The following is a 25,358-nucleotide window of genomic DNA, read 5'->3' as shown; positions in this document are numbered from 1 at the left end:
TTTATGCTGTTTCAATATTCTGGTAAGTCATAACGTTGTTGCTGTCTGTTACAATGGGGGTTATCAGCTTGCCGATGGCCTTGCCGGTGAGCACTACTGCTTCCGAAGTGACAACACTCTCATCCAGGCCGAGATCTGCGTAGGTGCGAGTTTTCTTTTTAATTTTCCCGTCAACCTCCCCATAATTCAAAATAAGCTGTAGAATATTTTTCATCTTTACACGCTCATATGCCATTTTTCAACCTCCAATTTATTTTTTAAGGCTTCAGCGGCAGCGCTGCCTTTCTCATAAACGGTAGTCTTTCATCAACATCTTCTGCTTCGCTAGTGGCCGGCCATAGCGCACCTCCTTTTGTTTTCCGGCAGGACTGCCGCTGTTTTTGCCTTATACCTGTAAATTGTCTTTGGGTACTGCTTTGACCAGAGTCTCTTTTATTTTTTTACAGCTGGCCCCTCAGTTTTTTAAGGAGACGGCTGTGGCGGTACTGGAGGGTGCTGTAGCCAACCCCCAGGCTCTGGGAGGCCCTCCGGATGGACTGGTTCTTCCCATAGACTGCTTTTAAAAGCGCCCGCTCCTCTGGCGTCAGCTCCTTGAGCGCTGCTGTCAGGCGTTCAAGCTCCTCCCTGTGGATATAGCCGCTCTCAATATCGGCGCCGGGGTCTTCCAACAAACTGATGAACGTTTCGCCGTCCTCATTCCCTGCTTTGGCATCTGCCGGTACGTCGCGCACCAGGCGGCGCAGGCATTTGCGCCGGCGGTTCTGACCCTTCTGGTACACATAGGGCTTAATAAAAGCCGCGAAGCCCGTTCCGGCAGCCATGTCAAAAGCCTGTATTCCCTCAAGAAATGCCAGCCGGGCGTCCTGCAGACTGTCCTCAAAGCTGTAATTTTCTGTTTTTCCAAAGCCTGCCGCCGACAGCATCAGCGGGCGAAAGCAGCGCTCCAAAAGCCCCGCCGCGGACGCATCCCCCTGCTTCGCCTTTAACGCCAGGGCGTCGATCTCCTGATAATCCATTTTAACCTCCTCAATTATCCTCATACACATCTGTAATCTCAAGGACCATTTCCGGAAAACGATCCTCCACCGCGCCGCTGTACTCATAAAACAAATCCTCGGCCTCCTCCGGGCTTCGGGCACAGAAGCCCACGCGCACCCGGCACTCCGCTTCTACCAGGTATGCCCGGCGGCGGTTTAAAATACCGGGGCCTATTCCATATCGATTCATATTGTTACCTCTTTTCTTTCTGTTTTCTTTCCCGCGCTGCCCACATGGCGTTAAAGCACGCCACCTCATCCTCCGGATACAAAGACGCAATGGCAGCCTTTTCGGCCTCGGTGAGCTGTGGCAGCAGATTAAAGCCGTTGGAAGCAGGCAGCGCCTCAGGAATAGAACCATATGGATAACAGGGTTTACTGTTTACACCATTTATGAACGGTGCGGCCGGGTGTGCGTCCCGGGTGACGCCCTGCGTCCACACCAGGCGTTTCTGCCCGGTATCCATCACGCTGATCTCTGTCTCGCACAGCCCGGTATCAAAGGGCTTCATCCGGTAATCCCCGGCGTGCTGGCTCACGTGAGGTGTATAGTCGATGCGCCCGTGACGGATGAGGTGCTTTCTCTGGGCATTGACCTGAAAGCGGCTGGTCAGTCCCAGAAAGCGGCATACCTCACTGTTGGGCACCTTAAAAACCACCGGCCAGTACCACCTCCCGTCCTCACTCCGGACAGCCGCCTTATTGTTAAAAAACATGAGCAGGTGCCAGAAGGACTGGAGCAGCGGGCCCAGCCTGCCCACCTCCAGCCATCGGTAAAAGGCCAGCAGCTCAGTCAGGTAGTTCACCGCGCACCGCCTTTCCTGCCCTTTGGCGGCAGCCCAGCGTCTCCCCGGCCCACAGCGCCGCTTAAAATACTCGACAGGCAGTCCAGACACTGGACTTCAACGCGCTCATAACCCTGTGCCTCCTCCTTTCTTTTCAGGCTTTCCTGCACCTTTTTGCCATAAAGCTGCAGAGACGCCTCATATTGCTCCAGCAGCACCGCGATACGTCTTTTCATGGTCGCAAGATTCTCTGACTGCTCACAGATGCCCATTGACTGAAAAGCTCTCAGGCCGTCGTTCATGATGATGGCGTCCTGGTTTTTACAGCAGCCCTCGCAGAAGGCCTGGTAAAAGGTCATTGGCACCTCCCTCCCCAGCTCCAGGGCGCATTGAACACACCCCAGCTGTTTGCTCATGGTCAGTTGGCCAAGCAGGTTTCTTTTGCTTTCATTCATCTTGTAATCCTCCTGTAAAATAGATTGGTTTGATTTCAGCGGCGCAATTTTTTCTTGCCCCTGCTGATGGTTCTAGAATACAGGAATTCACACACTTTAAACACGCAAACAAATTTTTAATGATTAAAAATAAGATTATTTTTTCATTCTCTTGCGAACCACTGGACTGCCCGGGCGCGCCAGCGGTACAGGGTGGCGTTCTCACCGTAAAAATCCAGACATTCCCAGGGGCGGCGGGCCTTTCCCCTTAACGGGCCGGAACAAGCCCGTTCATCGTTTTCAAACAAAAACGTGAGCAGCTCCCAGATAAACATCAGGGCATGGCGCACCCAGCCGGCCACACCTTTGGGGAATACGCGCTGATGGGTGGCGCACTCCAGACAGATGCGGCTGCACACATAGAGGACGATCACCTGGCCCGGCGCCACCGCCACGGGCTTTGCAAGGCCGTTGACAATGTGGGTCTGGCCGTTTTGGCGCTCGACGCGCATTTCCTTGGGCTTCAGGGCGCCGCCGCAGTCTTTGCAGGTCTGGGTAAGGGCCTGGCCGTGGAACACGTACTGGGCCATGACTTCCCGGCCTTCCCGGTCTTCATAGCCGGTATTTTCCACTTTTTCAAACTGATCAGGGTGGGCCTGGATGTCACTTTGAAGGTCACTGGGTTTTAACATTTTTCTTTTCTGGGCGTTTTTCCTTTGACACATTTTTTCCTCTTTTCTCCAATAAAAAAACCCTGAAAACCACATACACGTGTGTGTATGCGGCCTTCAGGGTTTTGATGGGTGACAGCCAGTGTCCCATTTTATCGTCATTATTTCATTCAATCTTTTTATCGTTCCAGCGTGCCGTGACGTTCATAAAAACGCCGCAGCGCCGCGATAATCTCTGGATCGTACTGGCCGCTTTGCGACTCGAACCGGGCCAGTATCTGACGGGGTTTTAAACCGTCCAGTGCCAGATGGTCCCAGACGTTGGCGACGGCACATATCCGGCCAGCCAGCGGTATATCTCTCCCCTGGGCGGTTTTAAGCTGGCATTGGCCATAATGGTCATGATGATAACGGCAGATATCGGCCGCGATGCTTGTGAATATGCCGGCCTGTCCACTGATTTTATAAAAAAGGTGATGCAGGTGTTTAAAAAACAGCTCACCGGTCTCCGTATGCTCTATGCCGCGTTCGTTGGGTTTTTTCCCCATATCGTGATAATTCAGGGGGGACAGGTCTCCCCAGTTCCAAAGGGCTAACAGGTCTTGCTTGTCCATTTCTTTTATTAAGGTTTCCATGCGCTGGCCTGTCCGCAGGCTATGGGCCCGGATTTCCGGGTCCATGGCTTCTGCGGCGGTTTCAAGGGCCTGGCGCAGCTCAAGATAGGTCTGTTTGTTTTGCTCCATTTTTTTCCTTTTTAAGCGGCTCTCTGTGATCACTCAACAAAGCAGCGCGGTTGTGATGGCTGCTATGCGGACAATGTTCTGTTGACTGCTTTGATTGCTGCTTATTGTTTCTTGCTTTTCTGCCAGAGGACCAGCCCTGTCAGGGCCAGCAGGCTCAACAGTACGGCGGCGCCTGCGGTGGTTCCGCTGCCGGCCAGACCGGTATTGGTATTGTCTGTTGTACGCTCTGTTGTATTTTCTGTTGTATTGTTTGTTGTGTTTTCGGGCGCAGGATTGGACGTGGTGTCGCTACCGGTGCCTGGTGTTGGGGTTGGCTGGCCTGGCGTCGGGTCTGTTGGTTTTTCGTTTATGGTGAGCACAGCGGTCAGCTCCAGGCTTTCGTAGTTCACGCCGCCGTCGATTATGGCTTTGGCGGTGTAGGTGCCGGGTGCTTTTTGGACATTGTTTTCATAGCTTACGCTTGTGCCCTCGGGCAGGCTGCCGGTCAGCTCGATTTTGTGTTCGGCGCCATCCTCGGTAAAGGCGGCGTCCTCAAAGGACACGCCGGTGATCTTGGCTTTGCCCACGGTCAGGGTCATGGTGGCGGCTGCCGGGTTCCAGGCGCTGCTCTCGGCCACGCTCACGGTAATGTGGGCTGTGCCTGCGCCTTTGATGGTGACTTCTCCGTTTTGGTCAACGGTGGCCACGGCTGCGTTGTCACTGGCGTACTGATAGCTTTCGCCGGCCTGCAGGCTGCCGCCGGTGGGCGTCAGGGTAAAGGCGGGGTCGCCGTAGGTTTTGGTAAGATCGCTTAAGGTGATGGGCGCTCTTGTTTTTTTGCCGGCGGTCAGGGTCAGGCTGGCCTGGGTGCCTGTGTAGTTTTCGCCTTCGGCCGGGGTATAGGTGGCGGTCAGGGTGATGGGTTTTGTATCGGCCGGGGTATAGACGATGCTGGCCTGACCGTCTTTTAAGGTCAGGTTTTTGCCCAGAATGGCCACGGTGCCTTCGGGGGTTTCGTCCTTCACGCCTTTCAGGGCAATGTTCAGGGTGACGGGCTCGCCTACCTGGATTTCTTTTCCCGCTTCGGGGGCTATGGTCATGACGGGCTGGGCCTTTTCGATGGCAAAATCGGCGGTGGCGGTCACGGCTTTGAAGTTCTGGGTTGCGGCGAAGGTGGCCCGCAGGGTGTAGTCGCCTGCGTTGGTGGGTTTTTTGGCCGCGTAGGTGTCGTCTCCGGCGTCTTTTGTCTTGTAATCATAGGTGACATTTTCGGTTCCGTTGGTTTCGGACACGGGCACGGGGCTTGCTCCGGCCTGGCCGTAGGTCCAGCCTTCCTGGCTTACCTTTGCGCTTCCGGGGGCTGGGGTGATGTCGAGGTGCAGGCTGCCAATGCTTTTGTTAAGGCTGCCTGAGCCGTTATAGACAACGGTAATGTCTGCACTGCCTCCGTTGGGGTAATGGGGATTGCTTTTCTCAATGGTGGCGGTTGCTTTGCCGTTCTCAACAGGGGCGGCTGCCAGCTGTCTGTTGTCTGCCGGATCGCCCAGATAAACGTCGACGGTGTCGGCGGCTGCCCGGGTAAGGCTCCGGCTCTGTGGCTTAAGGTCGACGTTGACGGTCAGGGTAAAGGCTTCGCCATAGGTAAACGCGCTTTTATCGGCCTGAACCACGAGGGTGCTTTCGCCTTTGCTCACGGTGATGCGCACCTCAATATCGGCCACGCTCTGGTAGTTCGCGGTGTCTGCCGGGGTGTAGGTGGCCTTAAAGGTATTGCTGCCCGCGTTGCCCACGGCGGTGCTTTCATCGTCCTGCCAGCTGAAGCCTTCGGGCAGGGTGACGTCTTTCAGGGTCTGGCCGTAGACTGCGGTCCGATTTTCGGGCACGTCATAGGCTGGGATGGCTTTGGATACTTCAATGGTCACTTCAATATTGGTGACCATCTGGTAGTTCGCGGTATCTGCCGGGGTGTAGGTAACTTTAAAGGTGTTGCTGCCTGCGTTGCCCACGGCGGTGCTTTCATCGTCCTGCCAGCTGAAGCCTGCGGGCAGGGCCACGTCTTTCAGGGTCTGGCCGTAAATGGCGGTCCGATTTTCGGGCATGTCATAGGCTGGGGTGGCTTTGGCGATGCTGCCTTTTACTGCAATGGTATCTGGCTCCTCCAGGGTATAATTGGCAGTCTTAGGGTTCGCCATTAGGTTTACGGTAAGTGTTGCTGCTTTATCGTCACCGGCTGCTGCATCGGTAAAGGCCGCTGCAGCGGTGTAGTCGGTGTCTTTGACTAATGTTTCATCCTTTTGCAGGCCTGCAAAGGTCACGCTTTCGACCGCCGTGCCGGTTGTGCCGTCGTAGGTTTTGGCTGCGATGGCGCCGCCTGCAAGGGTCAGGGGGGCTGGGGTGATGTCTGCCTCTAGCGTTGACGCGGTCAGGCGATAGTTGTCTTTGTCCTCGCCGGTCAGAGGTGCCGCATATCTGACGGCTTTGGCAGTGCCCACGTTAGCGTCCTCAAAGGTCCCCTGGTTTGGCATTTCTGCTGAGACTTTCTCGCTGCCGATAACGCCTTCTAAGCTGCCCTTACCGGTCAGCGTTACAGCGGTGCTGCCGTCATAGGGGCGGCTTTGGGCGCTCAGCCCTTTGATGGTCAGTGGGGCTGGGGTGATGTCTGCCTTTACCTCTGGCACGGTCAGGCTGTAATTACCTTTGTCACTGCCTTGAAGCTCGGGCGGGGTATAGGTCACTGCTCTCCCTGTTCCTTTGCTGGCATCGGACACGGTGCCTTCCATGGGCATGACAATGCTTACATCCTCGCTGCCAATGACGCCTTTTAAGCTGCCGCCGGTCAGCGTTACGGCGGTGCTGCCGTCATAGGGACGGCTTTGGGCGCTCAGCCCTTCGATGGCCAAGGGAGCCGCGGTGATGTTTGCCTTGAGCTCGGGGGCTGTCAGGCTGTAGTTGTCTTTCTGGCTGCCCTGAAGGGCTGGCAGCGTATAGGTCACTGGTTTTTCTGTTCCCTTGCTGGCGTCTGCCACGGTGCCTTCCATGGGCATGACAATGCGCACATCGTCGCTGCCGAAAACGCCCTCTAAGCTGCCGCCGGTCAGCGTTACGGCGTTGCTGCCGTCATAGGGGCGGCTTTGGGCGCTCAGCCCTTCGATGGTCAAAGGGGCCGCGGTAATGTTTGCCTTGAGCTCGGGGGCTGTCAGGCTGTAATTGTCTTTGTCACTGCCTTGAAGCTCAGGCGGGGTATAGGTCACTGCTTTCCCTGTTCCTTTGCTGGCGTCTTCCACGGTGCCTTCCACGGGCATAACAATGCCCACATCGTCGCTGCCGATGACGCCTTTTAAGCTGCCCCCGGTCAGCGATATAGCGGTACTGCCGTTATAGGAACGGCTTTGGGCGCTCAGCCCTTCGATGGCCAGGGGGGCTTGGGTGATGGTAAAGCTTACATCTGCCGCTCCGGTGTACCTCCCTAAGCAGTCATCGGCGGTGATGTGGGCTGTGGCTGTTCCGGCGTTTGTGTTGTTTTCATAGGTGACTTGATAGTCGGTATCTTTTGTCCCCGGTATGCCAATGTCTGGTTCGAAGGCACTGCCGGTATAGGTTTGGTCCGTAATGGAGGGAAGGCTAACCTCGCCGGTTCCCAGCGCCTTGGTTTTGGTAAAGCCCGCCCATCCCCCGTTATACTCATCTGAGGTGGCGGCAGCGCCGGTGAGTACCATGTAACGGGATGAAGGTGTATTAGCAAATGCATCATCTTCCACAGTTGGCGGGGTGGCACCGGACAAAACAATGCGGGTTAAGTTAGCACAATGCTGAAAAACACTCGGTCCTATGCTTTTCAAGTTCTCTGGCAGGGTAACGCTTGTCAGTCCGGTATCAAAAAAGACACTCTCTCCAATCTCTGTAACCGTCTCTGGCAACGTGATCGTGTTTAGCTTTATAGCATGCATAAACGCATCACTACTAAGTATTATTGAATTCTCTGGATTTTCTGGAAATGTAATGCTTGTCAGTCCGCTATCGTAAAATGCGTTACCATCAATTTCTATATCCGCGTCTGGCAGCGCGACTTCTTTCAGATCATGGCAGATTGAAAATGCATCAAAACTAATCTTTATCTTTGTCAGATTTTTGGGCCAGATAATGTTTGCCAGTCCGCTATAAGAAAATGTATGATCTCCAATTTCCGTCACCGTGTCTGACATCGTGATTTCTTTCAATTCTCCGCAGTATTTAAACGCCGAGTCTTCAATCTTTGTCACCCCCTCTGCCACAAACAGATTGGTAACCTTGTACTTATCTATTTCGGTAACAGGTTCTGTTTTCTGCCCTGTCTCATCACAGGCATAAACCACGCTGCCATCATACAGCCCATAAACCACTGCCCCTTCTTCGGCCCGGACGGTGCCTGCGCCAAAGACCAGCAGGCCCAGCAGGAGGGCCAACAGCAGCAGGGCTGTTTTCAGGACTCCTGCGCCTCTAAACTTTTTTACCTCTACATCCATTTTTTCTTTCTCCTTTACCTCATTTATAAATATTGATAAAAATAATGCCTAAATCCATTGGTATCAAGGGTCTTTTCTAAAGGGTCTTTGTTTTTGGGCATCTTTTTTATTGCCTTATCTTTACCTGAAAAGAACGCAGCGGGCGGCTGGTTTCAGCCATATATGGAAGCCCTCTGCGCTGCAAAAAAGGTAAAAAGGTGAGCGATCATCCCTCCTGGTTTATTGGCGCGGCCAGGGGGTGCTCTCTCTATTCAAAGGTTTTCACCTGTGAATATCATTGGGTGCCAGGGTACTGATGCCTCGGCGCTTTTGGGATTGTACCGGGTGCCAGCGCGCTGGTTTATTTGGTGCACCATTTCTTAAATAATCTTTTAGTGCCGGTTGTATTTTTATCTTATGCTTTTCTTTCTCAGATTTTAAGGGTATATTTATTATCGTCTATGATGAAATCTGTCGCAAAATTATATATTTTGCGACTTCATACAACCTCTGGATATATTTCTTCCAACATATTTTCAATTTGCTTTCTTAATCGTTGCGGATTTGTCCCTTTATTTAAACGGTTCATCAGCTGTATAGCATTTTGTTTATCGCTGTCTGATGGATGAACATAGATGTCCATCGTCGTTTTTGTCTGAGAATGCCCCAGCATCTCACTGATTAATTGAATATCAATCCCGCAGGCCTTTGCATTGGTCGCAAAAGTATGCCGGAGGTCGTGAAAGTGATGATGCTCGATATTCGCTTTTTCACAAACATCATTAAAATAGCGCTGAATGGTTCTCACATCATAAAAACTGCCATTTTCTTTACTGATCACAAACAACTCTCCCTTTTTTTGCCATTTTTCTAATCCTTTATAGTATTCTTTTATCTTCATTGCCAGCAAATCATTCATCGGAATACTGCGAACCGACTTAACTGACTTCGGCTTTCCAAGAAGCAGACTGCTTCTATTGGTGCCGTCTGTCATTTGCTGGCTAATCCGCTGAAAACTGTGCCTTACATAGATAAATTCATTTTCCATATCAATATCTTTCCATTTTAAAGCCGTAATTTCAGAAATACGCAGCCCGCTATGCAGCGCAATATAGACGGCCAAAGTTTTGCTCCCTTCATCGTTATTTAAGACTTTTTCAAGTTTCTCCTGCTCTAACCGGCTTAATGCCTTGCCTGCCCTTGCGTTTGCTTTTGGCAGCACCACGCTGGTACACGGGTTTTCCATAATAATGCCCTCTTTATGGGCTTTATTTAAAACAGTCGCTAACCGCCCAAAAATATTCTTAACCGTTGTTGGATTCAATCCGTTTTCTTCCTCTAAATAGAACACGAAATCCTGCAGCACCTCTGTTGTGATCTCCTGTACCTCATACTCGCCCAGCATGGGTATTAAATGAACAAAAACCTGTCTCTGATAGTTTTCCAATGTTTTTGGTTTCACTTTTCCTTCTTTTTCTTTTTCCTTAAGCCAGTTTTCCAACAAATCACGCATTAGTATCTTTTGTCCAAATACAGTATTTCGGACAATTGTTATTAACCGAATAATCATTCTTTTCACTGTTATTCACTCCTAAAAATTTAAAATTTAAAAATTTCTTTAAAAAAAGATTGGTATTTTTTCACAAATAACGTTATAATAGTTTCATCAAGAGTTATTGAATCCAAAAAGACGCAAAATATATAATTTTGCGTCTTTTTTGTTTTCCGCTTCAAAGCTATTGCTTCTAAACTCTTATAACGTTATCCCTCTCACCGCGTTTGTCCCTCTTGTCACTGTTCTACTGCCCTCTCATCGCGCCAACTCCACCTTTCTTCTCATTCTTGGTAATACTCTCCTTTGCCATTATAATAAAACCTACAGCGCACTTCAATCGGCATTTTTTCGCCTTATAATAGAACCAACGTTATTTTTTTATCATTTTTTGGTTTTTTCCCGCCAACGTGTGATGAACGGTTGTTAAATGTGATGAACGGTCATTTTTTAGCTGTTTTTGTATAAAAAATTATCAATGGGCTGTTTAAATTTTTTTGAGCAATAAAAAAAGCCCCCGGTCCAGGACCGGAGACGCCAGCAAAAGAAGAAATGAAAAAAGCTGTGTGTGCGTGTTAAGAAGGTCAAAGCATTTTGGCTTTGCTTACCATTACCATTCTTTTTTGCTAAAATAACAGGGAGGATTACAGAGAGTTTGACAAATCGAGTGAGAGACTCTGTAATATACCCACATGTTCTCCCCGTTGGTTTCTATTATACACGAGCGTAAAAAAATCTCAAGCGTTTTTACACGTTTTTACAAGAGAATAAAATAAGAGTTAATTATAATTCCATTTATCGATGAAAAATAAAGGACACATACGCGCGCGTGTGTCCTTTATCAGTATATTACTTAATCGAGTTAAGATTCTTCTTCGCCTTCGTCTTCTTTAAATACAATTTGTGCACTTATGGGAAGATGGTCGCTTTTGGAAGGATCGCTATTCATTCCATTAACACAGTCTAAATTTCCTCTAACAAAAATATAGTCCAAATGGTTGCTACAACCATGAAAATTCGGAAATAATTCTTGATAGCCACTAATTCTCTTTGCCTGCAATTCGCTTTCTAAGCAGTTCAAATCGCCCGCAATCACGATGTTATCCTGAGGATTATTTAAGGAATTACTAAACAATTCCAGCGCCTCTATGCGGCGGCCTCCCAATGTTGCATGAAGCGTATACACATAAAACTCTACGTTATCTTTTCTCAACTTTACGCCATAAGGTACACGTGTCGGAGATGTTGCTATCTCCTCATATTCGAAAGATTGATGAAAAGTACACTCTTCTACATATTCTATTCCCAAATCTTCACGGATGCCTATGACATAGGTTCGCCCATTGCCCGTATCACCTTCGGGTTCTAAATAAGTCGTGTATCCTACATCATTGAGATACTGATTTAGCTGGCCGTTTCTTCCAGCTGTTTCCTGCAGGCAGACTATCTCTACCGGATCACTTTCTCTTTCTTCTTCTCCTTCTTCCCAATAATTAAGTATTGCTCTTAATTCATCGACTTTTTCTGCAGTTCTCGGGGCTGTACCAAGATCCCCACAGACATTCCAGCTTAGTATTCTCATTCTTTTTTTCTCCTGTTATTTTTTATAACCAGTGCGGTTTTCTTACAAAACCGATCTGGTAGACAATGTACTGCATGACTACCTGATGCTCTCCGATATTTAAAAGATAGAAGTTTTTTTCCTGTCCGATGATCCGCCCTCTCGGCACTTCTGTGAGGCAGCGGTTTAAAAGCGCCAGCTGCTTCTGTGCTTTTTTCTCGTCGGGCTGCTGCTCAGGAATGTCGTTTCCTACGATAACGCGGTAAACATATCCCACATCGGACAATGAAAACTGATCGTTCATCTTATCTTAGCCTTCGGTGGGCTGCTCAGGTTTTTTCGGCTTTGGCGGTGATGGGATTTCCGGATTCTGCGGCGCTTCTGGCTGCTTCTGCTCAATGGCTACCGGAGCGCTGGCTGTTGCCAGGATATCCAGCATTCTTGCCAGACCTTCTGGCATGGCGCTGTCGCGGGCATGCACCTCAACGTGGTATTTGGCGGAGTTGTCACTGCTTCTTGTATTGCTCTCATGACAGGCGATGGACCCTTTAATTTTGACGTCCATATGAAAAGGCCCGATCTTAAGGCCTGCATTGGCCTCCAGCTCCCCTTTTTTATCGGAGGTGCTTTCGGACGAGGTTGAGGACTTCACTTCCATATCGAAAGTGATATCCACATTATTGACCATTAAGGTCGGTATCTTGATAATGGACAGGAAGGGTACGTTCATCATTACTTCCTCTGAACCGATACTGGTACCGTCCGGCGCGGTGGCCGCCCGGGTAAACGAAAACGAGGTGGTTCTCACCTTTCTGCTGCCATCCTCTGCCGGCGGCTCTAAACCAACGTCCTCTATGAACCTGGCTGTGGAATTTGCAAGCATCATCTGCGCGTCGCAGGCTGCTTTCAGCGGGCCGCCGACAAGGGCGGCCATATCCAGACCACTGAACTGATCCTGCATACTTACTAAACCTTCTGGCATTTTTTTACTCCTTTCGTTTTATAATGTGACTTTGGTCAACTGATCAGAAATGCGCATCAGTCCTTCCGGGGGATCTTCGGATTCAAATTTCAGGCTTATCTGCGCGTAGTTATCTGAGCTGTCCCTCCTTCCTAATCCCGGTATATATCCAAGATACCCCGTTTCCTGTGGGGGTCTCTGACCAGACGAAGCGCCTTTCAGGGCATTGGTTTGCTGCTGGGGCTCACTTTTTTTCAGGGATATTTTTCCATAGAGCTTTACTTTAAAGTCGACTGAGATTTCCTTTAGTTTTAAGGAGGATAGGGGCACAACGCACAGCTTTGGCACGGAAAGGGTCCGGTAGACAACTTTGCCGTTTTCATCATACTCCGGATATGCCATCTGAAAGCAAATGGGTTTTTTATCTTGATCAAAATAATGGGACAGCATGTCCAGGTGCTGTGTCTCCGCGATCTTATTGGCTTGGATAAAGGCCTCCTGGATTGACGCGATTAAATCATTAAAGTTTTCCTGCTTTTTCATCATTACCCTCCTCCTTTTTCTCCTTTAATATCTTTTTTTACTATAGATTATATAACGGCATGTTGGAAATTTTTTGGAATATTTTTCTGATTTATTCTTCAAATATCAGGCTGATGTATTTCTGGGCTTCCTGGATCAGGTTGTGGCTTTTATACTCCCTGATCAGCCACTCTGCTGCCTCCAGATATTCCATATCAAAATAGGCCTCCTGACTGCTGAGCCACTCAAAGGTTTCATTCTGAAAGAGTCTTCCCTGGTACAGAAGCAGCATTCTCCGCCGGTTCTCAATGGTGGGCGCCTGTCTTAAAAGCTGACTGAACTCGTTGATATCCGAATAAATCCGGCTCATATCCAGCGACAGGGCTCCGCCGCTGTTTATCAGTGGTAATACCTCGTTAAATCCGGGTATGTTTTTGAGATACTGATTGGTTTTATAAAAACACGCCATTGATTTTTGCGGCATTTTATTTGGCCAGAGCAGCTCGGCAATCACTTTTTTGGACAAGGGCTTTCCATTTTGCAGCAGCAAAAGCGCCAGCAGCTCCTTTGCCTTTTTACTGGCAACGCCCATTGTAACCCCATGACAATAGACCGAAAAACCCCCAAAGCACAGAAATACTAATGGGACGGGCATCATGCCGGATTTGACCCTGCTTTCTCTTTTGGAGGCAGAAACTTTTTGACGCTGCTTTGTCTCTGTCTCACTCACCAAAGTCAGGCAGATCACCCTGTTTTTGATGGTTAGCTCCAGCTCGTCTCCTTCCTTTAATAGCAAGGCCTGCATAATCTCGCCAGGTATGGTGATCTGCGCTCTTTTCCGAATTTTAATTCTCATACTCTCCTCTTTCCAAAAGCAGCTTTTCTGCTATCTCGAATCTGGGACAACAGCAGCTTTCCTTTACTATTTATTTTTTATAGTATTTTTAGAAGATTATATGGGAAATAAATTAACAGGTTCTTATTTTTTCATTCTTAAAAGGGTATTTTTCAATAAAACATGACAAACGGTCATTTCTCGATGTAAACGGTAGGGTACGGCTTGCAAAAACATGTTATAATAGGAGCAACAACACCCAAAGGAGTTATTTATGAAAACCCACGTAAAACACTTTGGCTTTGCGACGCTGGTGCTTTTTGCCCTGCTTTTATTTTTTATGCCTGGGGCTCAGGCCCAGGAGGCAGCTGGAACGGCCTGTGTGCCGGATACGGAGACACTGGAGGTCTACCGGGCTGACGGCACCCTGGCGGAAAGGCAGGCCTATTATGAAAGCCTGTCCCTTAACCTGACCGACCCAGGGCTCATTGCCCAGGCACAGGCCCAGGAATCGGGAAGCGCTAACCTGCGCACGGTTCCCCCGAGCTGGAAAACGGGCATGGGAACCACCGGAGACGCCAAAATTTTGCTGATAAGGGTGGATTTTCCAGACTACAGCTTTAGCGAGGGCGATACCGAGGACGCCCTAAAGCAGATTGCCTTTGGTCCGGCGGGCGAGGGACAGCCCCGCTACCCTTATGAGAGCCTCTCGGCCTATTATGAACGTTCCTCCTACGGACAGCTTCATATATCCGGCCAGGTTGCCAGCTACACGGCTTCAAACAACCGGGATACCTACAGCCGCGACATGGCGGGCCTTTTTAAGGAGGCCATGACTGCGTTGGATGCGCAGGGCATGGATTTTAGCCAGTTTGACGGCAATAACGACGGGCTCATCGACGGTGTGTACATTCACTTTGCCGGGCCGGATACAGGGTGGGGCTCTCCCTGGTGGAGCCAGAAAGCGCACTATGCTGGCGCTCCCTTTGTCCTGGACGGCGTAGCCCTCTCCGATTATGTGACCCTGCACGACAACTCGGCCTCGGGCACTCAAACCCTGATCCATGAGACGGGCCACATGCTGGGCCTGGCGGATTATTATTCCTACACCTCCCAGACCTATGAAAACGGCATCCGCACCTTTGACATGATGTGCGACAATACTGGCGACCACAACGGTTTTTCCAAGTGGCTGCTGGGCTGGATTAACTCTGGGGACATTACCCGGGTTTCGGCCGGGGACAGCAGCACAGAGCTCACCTTAAGCGCCATCTCGGCCAACGGTGGCTCTAAAATCGCGGTGGTATCTCCCACCGATTCGGGCATGTTCTCGGAGTATTTTCTGATTCAGTACGACGTGCCGGGGCTCAATAATGAGGGAATTCTTTACCCAAACACTCCGGACAGCGGCTTTCGGGTCTTTCACATTAACGCGACACTGAACGCGGATGGCTCAAACTTTATGTACATGAACAAAACGCCCGCAGAGCCGAAGCTCATTGAGGCCGTGGGCCCGGAAAACCAGACGGCTCCCTATACACCGTTGTTCTACACCGATGGCATGCGTCTGGCGCCGGACACCACCCCGGACAGCAGCTTTTTCGGCGGTATGTATCAGGCCTACACTGGTGTGGTCGTGGAGAACCTGAACACCCAAAACGCCAGCCTGAGCGTCCGGTTTGAAAACACGCCGCCGGAGGTGCCTTCACTTACCCTCACACCAGACAGCACTCTGGATAACCAGACCAATCTGCCCACCTTTACCTTTACGGCCAATATGCCGGTGCGCGATCATACCGGGGACGGTGCGCGGCCGCCCATTACACTGGAAGGGCCTGACGGCGTTTCCTACCCCATGCACTGCGCCATCAGCGGCACCTCTCTGGCGCTGGGGCTTGCGGACAGCTCTAACATCGCAGACCTTAAGGCGAACACAGCGTACACGCTGGTATTTCCCGAGAAATATTTTGACCTGGGGCAGGGCATCTACTCAGATGCGCTCCGTTTTTCTGTGAAAACCGGTGATATTCCCGCTGTCAGGGCAACTGGTATTCTTGAGCGGCCTTCCTCCTTCGGGGGCAGGGAAACTGAGCTTACGGCGCTTTCAGACGGACGTCTTTTCCAGTTTATGGGCCGGTATAAGCCTTCTGGCGAATCTTATTTTAATTATTTTGATCAGGTTCAGCTTTTGCTTGCCAGCTCCGACCTTCAGACCAGCCTGCTGAATGTGGAAGGCATACCCGACATTGAGTCTTACTCGGATATTCAGGGCATTGCCCTTTCTGACGATACGCTGGCGCTGGCGCTTTACAACAGGAGCAACGACACCACCTCGCTTTTCTCGGTGGACTTAAACGGCAGGGTAATGGCCGGCCCTTTCACCCTAAGCGGCAGCCCCAAGCTCTTTTCGGGCGGCAGCAGCGTGAAGGCCTGGCGGTCTTTCTACGGCAATGTTGAGGATCTGCCAGCTATCCAGATCGAAACCATCGACTTTAAAAACCCGGTTGCCACCAGCTTTATCTATGGTGATCATTTTAGCAGCGATCTTAAGCTTTTTCCTGTAGACGCGGCCAGCTACGCGGTACAGGAGCGGATTTCCACTGGCCTGTGGGAATATAAGGATTACCTGAGTCTTTACAGCATGGACAGCGGCACGCCAAAATGGCGGACGGAGTGCACCACCAGCAATACGGTCATCGGTGTGGCTGCTCAGAACGGGGGTATCGCCCAGATCGCGACAGGCTATGCTGGTGAAGACGCTCATACCGCCAGCTTCAGCAGCCAATATAAAAACGTTCTGGTTACCTCCTTCGACGAAAATGGCCGCCTGACGGAAAAATCCAAAGCGGTTGGACGCATCCGGTCTGCTGTCAATGAAACCCAGAATGTCATTTCTGTAAAAGGCGGCGCATCGGGCATCGCGGTGGAAAGCAGCTTTCTGGCGCCAGCTCTCCCCTTTGTGGAAAACAACAATGATACAGAATGCCGGGACTATCTGTTCATTGGCAGCGACGGCCAGACAAGAGCCCTCAGCGGCCAGAACGCTTCCCCAGGATTATGGACCGGGGGCCGCTACCTCATCACAGGCCGTGATCTGGATACGGGCAAGTGCCTTTATTATCAGACGGATACGGTCTTTGCTGATACGCCAGATGTGCCTGTGACGCCGGACACCCCGGATACTCCGGGCGCCGGCGCAGACGCTCCAGCGGATAGCGCAGGAACGGGCGGCAATGTTACCACTGGTATTTTGGACGAGCAGGCCTCGCTCTATGTCTGCCTTTCCCTTCTGGGCGCGGCACTCTGCGGTCTGGCGGTTTACCGAAAAAACAGCTGATAATAATAACAAAGCCTTCCGGCATTTTACCGGAAGGCTTTGTTAAATGGTTCTTTTATGATAGATTTTTCACTCTCTTCGATAGCTGATCAATTTGATCCCGCTTATTATATATTACAGCGATGACCTGAACCTTTCGTTTATCCTCATCCATTTTTTCTCTCTTGGTTACGAATACAATGGGCCGCATAGAGCGGGATGCTCTCAATTTTTTCTGTTCTTCCGAAGTTTCGGGCAGATACGCGCAGCGCGCGCTTTGGCGCATAGGTTTGAATAAATGTGTTTAAGCTTTTTGCCCGTACGTTGATTCCGGATTTCACCTCGATGGGGATAACCGCACCCTCTGAATTCTGGAAAACAAAATCCAACTCTGACCGGGTACGGTTTTCTGTCCAGTAATAGGGGGTGATCTCATTTTGTATCAGGGCCTGCATCATATAATTTTCCGCCAATGCGCCACGCACTTCGCTCATACCTGTTTCAACGCGGAACACCTGCTCTGCCCGCACGCCATAACGGCTAAAGAGGAGCCCGGAATCGACGCTGTAAAGCTTAAAGGATGCTGTGTCTTCAAAAACTGAAAGGGGCGGACGCCCTTCAGATATTCGAAAACAGCGATTGATTAAACCTGACGAGGCCAGCCAGGCGAGGGCGCTCTCATACTGATAGGCTCTGGCTCCTGATTTAACCATTTTATACTGAAATTTTTTGTTTTCCTTTGCCAGCTGGGCTGGTATGCTGTTCCAGATATCCATAAGCCTGGCGGTTTCCTGCGGGGTTGCGTACTTTGCCATATCTGCGATATACGCATGGTTGATCCCCTTTTGTTCATTGATGACTTGATTTTGATCGTTACTTTCGATATAAGTTTTTACTACAGCAGGCATCCCGCCAACTGAAAGATAGTTTTCTAAAAAACCCATCGCTTGCTCGTGAAGTGGAAATGCTTCAAGGCTGTGATAATATTCACAAATCAGTTCTCCCATCTTCTCCTGTCCAATGGCCCAGAGAAATTCCTCAAAATCCATTGGGAACATTTTCAAAAAGTCAACCTTTCCTACTGGAAATGAGTAATTGCTCCGGTTTACCGCCACACCCAGCAGGCTGCCTGCCGCAATAATATCATATTCGGGAGCCTGCTCATTAAAATATTTTAAACTGGTCAGTGCACGTTCACAGCTTTGTATTTCGTCGAAGACAATCAGAGTCTTCCCTGGAAAAATTGAACTGGCAGCGGTGACAGACAGTTCTTTTATGATCCGGCTGGGGTTAAGATCTCTCCTGAATAACGCTTCGATGTTCATATTATCCTCAAAATTCACATAGACAACATTTTCGTAGGCTTCTCTTCCAAATTCCAGGGCCGAATAGGTTTTCCCTACCTGACGTGCGCCTTCCAGAATCAGAGGTTTATGATTTTTTCTGTTTTTCCATTGGTACAGCGCTTTTATTATCTTTCGTTTCATGATTTCCTCGCATTTAATGTGTTATTACATACATTATAGTATACAAAAATGTTGTTATCAAGACACTTTTTGTATATTTAAACATTTCCGGGGCCAAAACGCTTTGCCTTTCTTAATAAAATAACACCAAACATGACAAAAGGTCGTTTTTTCGATGTAAACGGCAGGCTGTCAGCAGCGAAAATATGATATAATAAACTTACTATCATTATATAGAAAAGTAAAATGAGAGGAGAATATTGTGAAAAAACGTATCTTATCTATTTTAATCAGTCTGCTCATGGTTTTATCACTGATTCCTGCGGGTGTATTGGCACAAGAGGCTGAAACGCCTGTGTCCTATGATGACTGCGCGGCAGGTGAGGCCATTGTGTGTATGGAAAAGGCTTCGCTGCTCGCGCGCAGCACGGTACCAGACCTGCTTGCTGGCGCCGAGGTGCTGATGGATCTCTCGGACGCTCCAAATACCAGGGCACGCAGCGCGTCGGCAGACACCAGTGGCCAGGTGCTGGCATTGGTGCGGGACGAGAGCCGCAGCACTGAGGCGCTCATTGCTGAGCTTAACACCTATCCTCAGGTGGCCTTCGCTGAACCAAATTACGCCATCTCACCCATTACGGATGAAGCCGGTGCCGCGAAGGCTGTGACACCGGAACCATCGGCGGTCGATACCGACGGCGCTGCTGTCCCGGCGGAAACCAAGGCTGCTGCGGATGAACCGACTTCCGAAAACTTGCAGGCAGCGCCTACCGTCAAGGCGCCCGGCGCTGTCAACGCCGCTGACTCCATGACCGATTACCAGTGGGCTTATGACAACACGGGTAACTATTTCAGCTCTTTTGAGGGCTTTGACATGCATTATGAGGGCTGGAATCAGGTTTCTGGCGCCACCGGCAATGACGATGTTGTCATCGCAGTGCTGGACACGGGTGTGGATGACCAAAACCCGGATTTGGTGAACAAAATGTGGCGCCGGGGTACTCTGAACCTGCCTGGGGGTGAGCACGGCATCAGCTACGCCAGTGCTGATCCGGCGGATACCTCTGACCCCAACGGCCACGGCACACACTGCGCGGGCATCATCGGGGCAGAATGGGGAAACGGCGGTGTTTCCGGCACTTCTCAGAACGCTAAAATCATGGCGCTGCGCTACGGAGGCTTTGTTTCCTCTGTGCTTGCGTGCTATGATTACATGGCGTCTGCCATTGATCTTGGCGTTAATCTGAAGGCGGTCAACTGTTCTTTTACCAGCTCTGGCTCTCCAAAATCTCTGGATCTAGCTGTGGAGGGGCTTGGCAAGATGGGCATGCTCTCTGTCTACGGGTCTGCCAACTCGGCAACGGACAATGACCGAACCGGGATTCTGTCCTCCACTTTTATAAATAACCCTTACGCTATTGTGGTGGACGCCGCCAACGCCTATGGCCTCATGGCCGCTTACAGCTGCTATGGTGAACGCACTACGGATATCGTGGCGCCTGGCTCCCGGATCCTTTCTACCTGGCCAACGGACAAAGCCTTTTACTATCCGGAATTTTCAGGCAGCAATCTTTTTTACGAGGGTTTTGAGGGCACGGATTCCCTTAAATTTTATACCAGCGCTGATCCTTCAACGGGTGAGCTGTGTGGGGAAATCTCTGGTGAAAAGGTGTATAACGGCAAGAGCAGCTTAAAGCTCCAGGGCACCGCGGAGGGGAACGCTGTTTACTCGGAGCCGGTCGACCTGACCGGGGCTTCTGGCTTCGATCCTTCTAAGGCATATCGCTTTTCACTGAACGTCGCGGGTGAAGGCGGCCACGGCAGCGGCCAGGCTGAAGTAAAGGTCCGGCTGACGGACGGCAGCTTTGCGCTTCTCGGTGATGGCACATCTCTGGCAAGGGGGCGGGACGGCGGTTTTAACAGCTTTAACAGCGCCGACGCTCAGATATTCCCTGAAAATACAGATTATAAAAATTTCCAGCTCTGTTTGACTTTAAAGGGCGTTGATATGGTCTTCCCCAACGGCCACGGCGAATATGTCTATCAGGACGGCCCTGTCTTCATCGACAACCTGGGGGTTGGCAGTACCACACTCGCCTATAATTATTCGGACGGTACCTCTATGGCAACACCCATGATCACCGGCGCGGTGGCTGTGCTGGCCGGGCGTTACCCGAATGATTCGGCGGCGATGCGCACTGCCCGCACCATCGGCAGTGTCACAAAATACGATGAATTTAAAGACAAATGTGTGTCTGACGGCTTCATCAATCTTGATCAATCCGTTACGGATAATCCGTATCCGGTTGTCAACGCTGCGGATATTGCAGAGGATACGGTGACCATTGACGGCTATTTCTTTGGGAAAAGCCCGTCTGTCACCATTGGCGGCAAAGCGGCTGAGATTCAGTCTGCCAAAAACTCCGAGGACGGCGGCCAGCGGCTGGTGGTCTCACGCCCTGCGGATGTGAGCGGCATGGCCCGTATTTCGGTCACTTCATCTGAAAAGGGTGAGGGACACCAGTCCTACGACTTTGGCGAAATCAAAAATGTGGATTATTTTGAGAACACGCTGCCCCTGCCGGAGGACCCTGAATTCTATGATATAGACGCTTACGAGATGGTGGGCTATGGCGATTATCTCTACTGTATCCCCCATTATTATACCTTCCCTAAGTTTGTTGATATGCTCTGGCGTTTCAACGTCAACACTAAAACCTGGGATCAGGTAGCGCTGCCTGAAAACACGTCCATGTTTAATGCCACAGCGGTTGTCTGGCAGGACAAGCTCCTGATTTACAGCTACGACACAGGGGTTGAGGATTCGACTGCCTCAGAGCCGGTCTCCATTGGCATGATCCTGACCTATGACGGCAGCACCTGGACTCAGACACCGGGGTGGAATGACGAAACCTTGCCGAACTCGGCTTCCCTTGTCAACAACAACGGACAGCTGCTGGCTGTGTCTGGCGTTTCCAATAACACAGTCTATTCCATCAACCTTGAAAACCACACGCTCACCCCAATGGGTAATACACTTCGGACAGTCTTTGGGCCTCTCGTCAGCGCCGGGCATGGGCAGCTCATTGTAACCGGCGGCCTGGAATCCGGCAACCAGAACGGCACTCTGCCGGGCGTGGAACGGCTTACCCTGGATAACGGCGTTTATGTTCCCGCCGAGCTGGACATGACAGGCATTAAAACCGGCAATCTGTCCGGCTTTGCCAGTGCGGCTGTCAAGGATGGCTTTATGCTGGTAGGCCCTGAAACCTCTGACGCCAGCACCGATACCTACACCCTCGGCACATCGGGCGGTCTGACGCCCTATAAGAAGCGGGTGGACAATGCCGCGCTGGCAAATCCGTCGGCTGCTGCCTATAAAGGACAGTTTTATGTACTGGCCCGTACCTACACCACAGACAGCAACTTTATCTTTAAATCAACGGCGGTACCAACCGAAGAACCGGTAAACCCGGATAACCCGGTGAACCCGGATAACAATAGCGGCCAGGCCGGCAACGTGGGTACCGGCGTCACAGGCGTCCTGCCCATGGCCGGCGCTGCGGCGCTGTTTCTGCTCTGCGCCGCAGGCCTTATGGTTTTGGTCAGCAAAAAACAAAAACTTGATTAATCAAAGGAAGATTTTATGAAAGAAAAAAAACATTGCTTTCTAAAACACCCCATTCTGGCAGCTTTTCTGCTGCCGCTCGTTGGTCTTTTTGGCAGCGGGATCATTGGACAGATCATCGTACTGTCCCTCAATGGCTTTGATACTCAAGCGGCACAGAATACCCTGCTGAGCAATGATCTGCCGGAAATTTTTCTGGCTTTACTTGTCATTCTGATGATGAAGCGCAGCTATGACAACCGGTTTAAATTTGGTTTCTGGAAAAAGAATCTGAAACTGAGTATGGTTTTGGCTTCCTGGGGATTATTGATCCTTCTCTTGAACATTATTCCCAACCTGTTTTTGGGCATTCCTCTGGAATCTTCCCGTGGCCTGTTATTAGCCGTTACGGGCGGCATTGCCCCGGGGCTTTATGAGGAGGTTGCCTGCCGCGGCGTAATTCTTTCCAATATGATGTACCAGTGGCGCAACACCAAAAACCCAATTCTGATGTCTCTGCTGGCTTCCAGCATTGCCTTTGGCCTTATCCATCTCGTAAATCTGTTTTCCACCGTTGGGCCGACGCTCATTCAGGTGGGCTATGCCACAGGTCTGGGCATCTTTTTCGGGGCGGTTTACCTGCGCACCCGTAATCTCTGGGGGCCGGTTGTCCTCCACTCCCTGATTGATATTTCAGGGAAGCTTTTTGTGACAGAGGACCCAGTTACCGGCCTTGCCAGCCTTGCGGTTCCGCTGGAACAGCTGTTGGCCGGCGCTGCTATTTTTATCGTCTTTACAGCCATCGGCCTTTATCTGGTGCGCCCTGCTAAGCACGATGAAATCAAAGCGCTCTGGCGCGAGGAGCCCTGGCACCGCGAGGTGGCTCCAGAGCCGGAAGCGCTATAATTAAAAAGCCGTTACCAGGAATCTTTGGTAACGGCTTTTTTCATGGGCAGGCCACAAGGCTTTCAGCGGTTTTTTCCATATCCAGCAGCAGAATAATTTTGTTCCCCTGGGTATATATGGCTTTTTCCTCTGCGCGGCCGTTGCTGAGCTTTCTGGAAGCATCGGCGGTTTTTTCGGCTTCATCGACTGCCTGGATACAGGGCTCCTTTTGCAGGGCAATGCCAAACTGGTACAGGCCGCTTTGCAAAATCAGCAGCACAGGCGCGTGGTTTTTGGGTATCTCCTCTTCCTCCAACTGCACAACAGGCACCACCATCCCCTTATAATGGTACACGCCGCAAAAATAAGAGGGCTGGCAGGGTATGCTGTGAAGCTGGGTGTCAAAGCAGATTTCGACGATGCTTTCAAATTCGGCCGCATAGGTCTTACCACCGCTTTCAAAGCACAGGATTTCCCTTCTATTCTGGTCTTCCATATTCCTCCCCCTCTTTTCTTCCGACGGCTTTTCCTACCCTGCGGATCAGCGTCTCAATATCCAGCGCCATACAGATTTGCCCGTCACCCATGACGCTGCAGCCGTTCATGGCGGTCTGTTCTTTAAAATGCTCACCAAACAGGGCTGGCAGAGGCTTCAATACAATTTTTTCCCGCTGCATAACCAGTCCTGCCCTGATACAGGTCTCCCGCACTGGCCCGCGCACGTGAATAATAATCCGTTCGGGGCGCTCGCTTTTTTCCAAACCATAATGCCTTGTAAGGTCAATGATGGGCAGTGCCTTGCCCTCGTAGATAATCACTTCCTCTCCATTCTGGACATGGAGGTCGGGATTTTTCTCTGTATACTCAAAGTAACGCTGTACCTGGTGTGCCGGCAGCGAAAACATCTGGGTTCCGGCGCTGAACCGCAAACATTCTACAATGGTATGCGTCAGGGGCAGGTTCAGGATTACGGCGGTTCCCTGCCCTTTTTCGCTTTCGATGCGCAGATGACCGCCGGCCTCATCGGTAATTTTCTTGACAATATCCATGCCTACGCCCCGGCCAGAGTATGCGTTGGCCTCCTGGTTAGTGGAAAGGCCGGGCAGGGTGCTGAGTTCAAAAATTTCTTCTGTGGTGTATGCTTCCTCGGGCTTGGTAAACAGGTGCTTCTCCCGGGCTCTCTGCCGGAGCTTTTCCACGTCCATGCCTCTGCCGTCATCACTTATTCTGGCAATGAGCTCGCCGCCGTGGCTCTCAACTGCAAGCCGTATATCGCCCTCGCGGCTTTTTCCTGCCTTTTCCCGTTCCTCCGGCGTCTCGATACCGTGGTCGACAGCGTTGCGCATAATGTGCATGGATGCCTCCAGCAGTTGGTCGATGATGTTATTATCAGCCTCTACATCCTGGCCTGTGATGGTCAGGTTCACTGCTTTATTCTCAGACTTGGCCACATCTCGCAGCACACGCCGCAGCTTTGGCACAATCCGTTCCACGGGCACCATGCGCATATGTATGACCATATCCTCCAATTCCTCCAGCATCTGGCTGGTCTGTAAGGTCAGCTTTTCCACATCATCACCGCAGTGCATTGTCTCCAGCCTGCTGGTCAGTGATGAGACGAAAAGCATGAGCTCGCCGAGAAGGTTCTGAACATGATTTAAGCGGTCTGTCCGAACGTTTAAAAATTCACTTTCTACTTTTTCGACTGCCACGTACACGGCTTCTTTTTTGTCGAGTGCCTCAGGCTCTGGAATACTAACCTCCTGTGGCGCCTCCGGGCTTTGCAATGGATTTTTGGCCAGCAGCTCACACTGGCTTACAAAAAGTCCTCTCTGCATAATGGGCAGGGCTTTTTCCAGCGTCTCCTCCGCAACGCAGAAAAGCATACCGCTTTCCCGGATAAAACCGGCGCTTTCGGGGTGCTTTTCCGGACTGTCAGGGAAACACTCTGTCCCTGGACATGCCGCGCTCAGCTGCTTCATGAGCATAAAAGCCCGCACATTTTCCATCTTACAGCCCTGTTCAAAGGTTACTTTAACAATAACACCGGGCTTTTTAAGAAATGTGGACAGGCTCTCCTCTGGCTGGCTGCTTTTTGTCTGTTCTCTGGTCTTGATCTGCTCCAGGCAGTCCTTGATCCGGCGTTCAAAGTCGTCAGCATTTTCGGGGGTATAGTCCTCTCTGGTCATTCTTTTCAGTTCGGCCTTTATAAAATCAGAGGCGTCAAAGAGCAGCTCAAAAATTTCTTCTTCAGCTTTTTTCATCTGCCCTGGGTCGTCCCGCAGCTCTGAAAACAGGTCCTCAAGCCGGTGTGCTGTGGCCTGAAGACTGTCGAGCCCCATAATGGCTGAGGAGCTTTTGGTGGTGTGCATGATTCTGAAAATACTGTTGATATCCTCGGCAGTCAGCTCTCTGGATGCCTCGGACTGGAGCAGAATTTCGTCCAGCTTTTCCATGAGCTGGCTGGTTTCCAGCAGATAGACCTCCAGCATGGCCTGAACATCAGCTTCAAAAAAGCTCATT

General features: G+C 50.7%; 20 protein-coding genes. 3 read left to right on the top strand and 17 right to left on the bottom strand.

Going from position 1 to position 25,358, the window contains the following annotated elements; genetic code table 11:
• Window position 1: 1 nt before the first annotated feature.
• The 14 genes from B2M23_RS05060 to B2M23_RS04995 all read right to left on the bottom strand — a co-directional run bounded on the left by B2M23_RS05060 (window position 2) and on the right by B2M23_RS04995 (window position 13,582).
• The gene (locus B2M23_RS05060) at window positions 2–235 is read right to left on the bottom strand and encodes a DUF1659 domain-containing protein (RefSeq protein ID WP_038351826.1); all 234 of its coding nucleotides are present in this window, start codon (window positions 233–235) and stop codon (window positions 2–4) included.
• Between the two features lie 205 nt (window positions 236–440).
• Window positions 441–1,016 (bottom strand): sigma-70 family RNA polymerase sigma factor, encoded by a 576-nt coding sequence (locus B2M23_RS05055; protein ID WP_038351827.1) that lies wholly within the window; start codon window positions 1,014–1,016, stop codon window positions 441–443.
• Between the two features lie 10 nt (window positions 1,017–1,026).
• Window positions 1,027–1,227, bottom strand: a complete 201-nt coding sequence (locus B2M23_RS05050; RefSeq protein ID WP_038351828.1) for a hypothetical protein — start codon at window positions 1,225–1,227, stop codon at window positions 1,027–1,029.
• Window positions 1,228–1,231: 4 nt separating this feature from the next.
• Window positions 1,232–1,843 (bottom strand): hypothetical protein, encoded by a 612-nt coding sequence (locus B2M23_RS05045; protein ID WP_038351829.1) that lies wholly within the window; start codon window positions 1,841–1,843, stop codon window positions 1,232–1,234.
• Window positions 1,840–2,277, bottom strand: a complete 438-nt coding sequence (locus B2M23_RS05040; protein WP_038351830.1) for a hypothetical protein — start codon at window positions 2,275–2,277, stop codon at window positions 1,840–1,842. Before B2M23_RS05040 ends, B2M23_RS05045 begins: the two co-directional genes overlap by 4 nt.
• A gap of 143 nt (window positions 2,278–2,420) precedes the next feature.
• Complete coding sequence (locus B2M23_RS05035; protein ID WP_152025449.1) at window positions 2,421–2,981, bottom strand: hypothetical protein; 561 nt, start codon at window positions 2,979–2,981, stop codon at window positions 2,421–2,423.
• 125 nt (window positions 2,982–3,106) lie between these two features.
• The gene (locus B2M23_RS05030) at window positions 3,107–3,670 is read right to left on the bottom strand and encodes an HD-GYP domain-containing protein (protein ID WP_038351832.1); all 564 of its coding nucleotides are present in this window, start codon (window positions 3,668–3,670) and stop codon (window positions 3,107–3,109) included.
• Between the two features lie 101 nt (window positions 3,671–3,771).
• Window positions 3,772–8,151: a YDG domain-containing protein gene (locus B2M23_RS05025; RefSeq protein WP_038351833.1), complete on the bottom strand. Its 4,380-nt coding sequence runs from the start codon at window positions 8,149–8,151 to the stop codon at window positions 3,772–3,774.
• 478 nt (window positions 8,152–8,629) lie between these two features.
• Window positions 8,630–9,700 carry a tyrosine-type recombinase/integrase gene (locus tag B2M23_RS05020; protein ID WP_242945903.1) on the bottom strand — a complete coding sequence of 357 codons (1,071 nt, stop codon included), beginning with the start codon at window positions 9,698–9,700 and terminating at the stop codon, window positions 8,630–8,632.
• Between the two features lie 844 nt (window positions 9,701–10,544).
• Window positions 10,545–11,264 (bottom strand): endonuclease/exonuclease/phosphatase family protein, encoded by a 720-nt coding sequence (locus B2M23_RS05015; protein ID WP_038351835.1) that lies wholly within the window; start codon window positions 11,262–11,264, stop codon window positions 10,545–10,547.
• Between the two features lie 22 nt (window positions 11,265–11,286).
• Complete coding sequence (locus B2M23_RS05010; protein ID WP_038351836.1) at window positions 11,287–11,547, bottom strand: hypothetical protein; 261 nt, start codon at window positions 11,545–11,547, stop codon at window positions 11,287–11,289.
• A 6-nt stretch (window positions 11,548–11,553) separates the two neighbouring features.
• Window positions 11,554–12,225, bottom strand: a complete 672-nt coding sequence (locus B2M23_RS05005; protein ID WP_038351837.1) for a DUF2589 domain-containing protein — start codon at window positions 12,223–12,225, stop codon at window positions 11,554–11,556.
• 18 nt (window positions 12,226–12,243) lie between these two features.
• A complete protein-coding gene (locus B2M23_RS05000; RefSeq protein WP_038351838.1) occupies window positions 12,244–12,750 on the bottom strand; it encodes a DUF2589 domain-containing protein in 507 nt (168 codons plus the stop codon).
• 88 nt (window positions 12,751–12,838) lie between these two features.
• A complete protein-coding gene (locus B2M23_RS04995; RefSeq protein ID WP_038351839.1) occupies window positions 12,839–13,582 on the bottom strand; it encodes an AbrB/MazE/SpoVT family DNA-binding domain-containing protein in 744 nt (247 codons plus the stop codon).
• Between the two features lie 253 nt (window positions 13,583–13,835).
• On the opposite strand from B2M23_RS04995, the gene B2M23_RS04990 reads away from it, so the two are divergent.
• A complete protein-coding gene (locus B2M23_RS04990) occupies window positions 13,836–16,898 on the top strand; it encodes a M6 family metalloprotease domain-containing protein (protein ID WP_038351840.1) in 3,063 nt (1,020 codons plus the stop codon).
• 146 nt (window positions 16,899–17,044) lie between these two features.
• Here the strand turns inward: B2M23_RS04990 and B2M23_RS04985 are convergent, their stop codons facing one another.
• Window positions 17,045–18,364: an ATP-binding protein gene (locus B2M23_RS04985; protein ID WP_038351841.1), complete on the bottom strand. Its 1,320-nt coding sequence runs from the start codon at window positions 18,362–18,364 to the stop codon at window positions 17,045–17,047.
• Window positions 18,365–18,605: 241 nt separating this feature from the next.
• Here B2M23_RS04985 and B2M23_RS04980 point away from each other — a divergent pair, with 241 nt between their 5' ends.
• Window positions 18,606–21,974 (top strand): S8 family serine peptidase, encoded by a 3,369-nt coding sequence (locus B2M23_RS04980; RefSeq protein WP_038351842.1) that lies wholly within the window; start codon window positions 18,606–18,608, stop codon window positions 21,972–21,974.
• A 15-nt stretch (window positions 21,975–21,989) separates the two neighbouring features.
• A complete protein-coding gene (locus B2M23_RS04975; RefSeq protein ID WP_038351843.1) occupies window positions 21,990–22,856 on the top strand; it encodes a CPBP family intramembrane glutamic endopeptidase in 867 nt (288 codons plus the stop codon).
• A 40-nt stretch (window positions 22,857–22,896) separates the two neighbouring features.
• Here B2M23_RS04975 and B2M23_RS04970 read toward each other — a convergent pair whose 3' ends face one another.
• Both B2M23_RS04970 and B2M23_RS04965 read right to left on the bottom strand, forming a co-directional pair.
• Window positions 22,897–23,331: a chemotaxis protein CheW gene (locus B2M23_RS04970; protein WP_052237176.1), complete on the bottom strand. Its 435-nt coding sequence runs from the start codon at window positions 23,329–23,331 to the stop codon at window positions 22,897–22,899.
• Complete coding sequence (locus B2M23_RS04965) at window positions 23,315–25,357, bottom strand: chemotaxis protein CheA (RefSeq protein ID WP_038351844.1); 2,043 nt, start codon at window positions 25,355–25,357, stop codon at window positions 23,315–23,317. The genes B2M23_RS04970 and B2M23_RS04965 overlap by 17 nt, the downstream gene beginning before the upstream one ends.
• Window position 25,358 lies beyond the last annotated feature (1 nt).

Origin of the sequence: Eubacterium limosum (assembly GCF_000807675.2) — a bacterium.
GTDB classification, from domain to species: Bacteria; Bacillota; Clostridia; order Eubacteriales; family Eubacteriaceae; genus Eubacterium; species Eubacterium limosum.
The sequence above is the reverse complement of the archived record's forward strand: the minus strand, read 5'-3'. Positions and strand labels throughout refer to the sequence as shown.

Bases quoted from the DNA above. Each gene is read 5' to 3' on its own strand.
- B2M23_RS05020 (WP_242945903.1), bottom strand. From the start codon at position 9,700: ATGATTATTCGGTTAATAACAATTGTCCGAAATACTGTATTTGGACAA.
- B2M23_RS04995 (WP_038351839.1), bottom strand. From the start codon at position 13,582: ATGAGAATTAAAATTCGGAAAAGAGCGCAGATCACCATACCTGGCGAG.
- B2M23_RS05050 (WP_038351828.1), bottom strand. From the start codon at position 1,227: ATGAATCGATATGGAATAGGCCCCGGTATTTTAAACCGCCGCCGGGCA.
- B2M23_RS04985 (WP_038351841.1), bottom strand. From the start codon at position 18,364: ATGAAACGAAAGATAATAAAAGCGCTGTACCAATGGAAAAACAGAAAA.
- B2M23_RS04975 (WP_038351843.1), top strand. From the start codon at position 21,990: ATGAAAGAAAAAAAACATTGCTTTCTAAAACACCCCATTCTGGCAGCT.
- B2M23_RS05060 (WP_038351826.1), bottom strand. From the start codon at position 235: ATGGCATATGAGCGTGTAAAGATGAAAAATATTCTACAGCTTATTTTG.
- B2M23_RS04965 (WP_038351844.1), bottom strand. From the start codon at position 25,357: ATGAGCTTTTTTGAAGCTGATGTTCAGGCCATGCTGGAGGTCTATCTG.
- B2M23_RS05015 (WP_038351835.1), bottom strand. From the start codon at position 11,264: ATGAGAATACTAAGCTGGAATGTCTGTGGGGATCTTGGTACAGCCCCG.
- B2M23_RS05025 (WP_038351833.1), bottom strand. From the start codon at position 8,151: ATGGATGTAGAGGTAAAAAAGTTTAGAGGCGCAGGAGTCCTGAAAACA.
- B2M23_RS05005 (WP_038351837.1), bottom strand. From the start codon at position 12,225: ATGCCAGAAGGTTTAGTAAGTATGCAGGATCAGTTCAGTGGTCTGGAT.
- B2M23_RS05040 (WP_038351830.1), bottom strand. From the start codon at position 2,277: ATGAATGAAAGCAAAAGAAACCTGCTTGGCCAACTGACCATGAGCAAA.
- B2M23_RS05035 (WP_152025449.1), bottom strand. From the start codon at position 2,981: ATGTGTCAAAGGAAAAACGCCCAGAAAAGAAAAATGTTAAAACCCAGT.
- B2M23_RS05030 (WP_038351832.1), bottom strand. From the start codon at position 3,670: ATGGAGCAAAACAAACAGACCTATCTTGAGCTGCGCCAGGCCCTTGAA.
- B2M23_RS05000 (WP_038351838.1), bottom strand. From the start codon at position 12,750: ATGATGAAAAAGCAGGAAAACTTTAATGATTTAATCGCGTCAATCCAG.
- B2M23_RS05055 (WP_038351827.1), bottom strand. From the start codon at position 1,016: ATGGATTATCAGGAGATCGACGCCCTGGCGTTAAAGGCGAAGCAGGGG.
- B2M23_RS04990 (WP_038351840.1), top strand. From the start codon at position 13,836: ATGAAAACCCACGTAAAACACTTTGGCTTTGCGACGCTGGTGCTTTTT.
- B2M23_RS05010 (WP_038351836.1), bottom strand. From the start codon at position 11,547: ATGAACGATCAGTTTTCATTGTCCGATGTGGGATATGTTTACCGCGTT.
- B2M23_RS04970 (WP_052237176.1), bottom strand. From the start codon at position 23,331: ATGGAAGACCAGAATAGAAGGGAAATCCTGTGCTTTGAAAGCGGTGGT.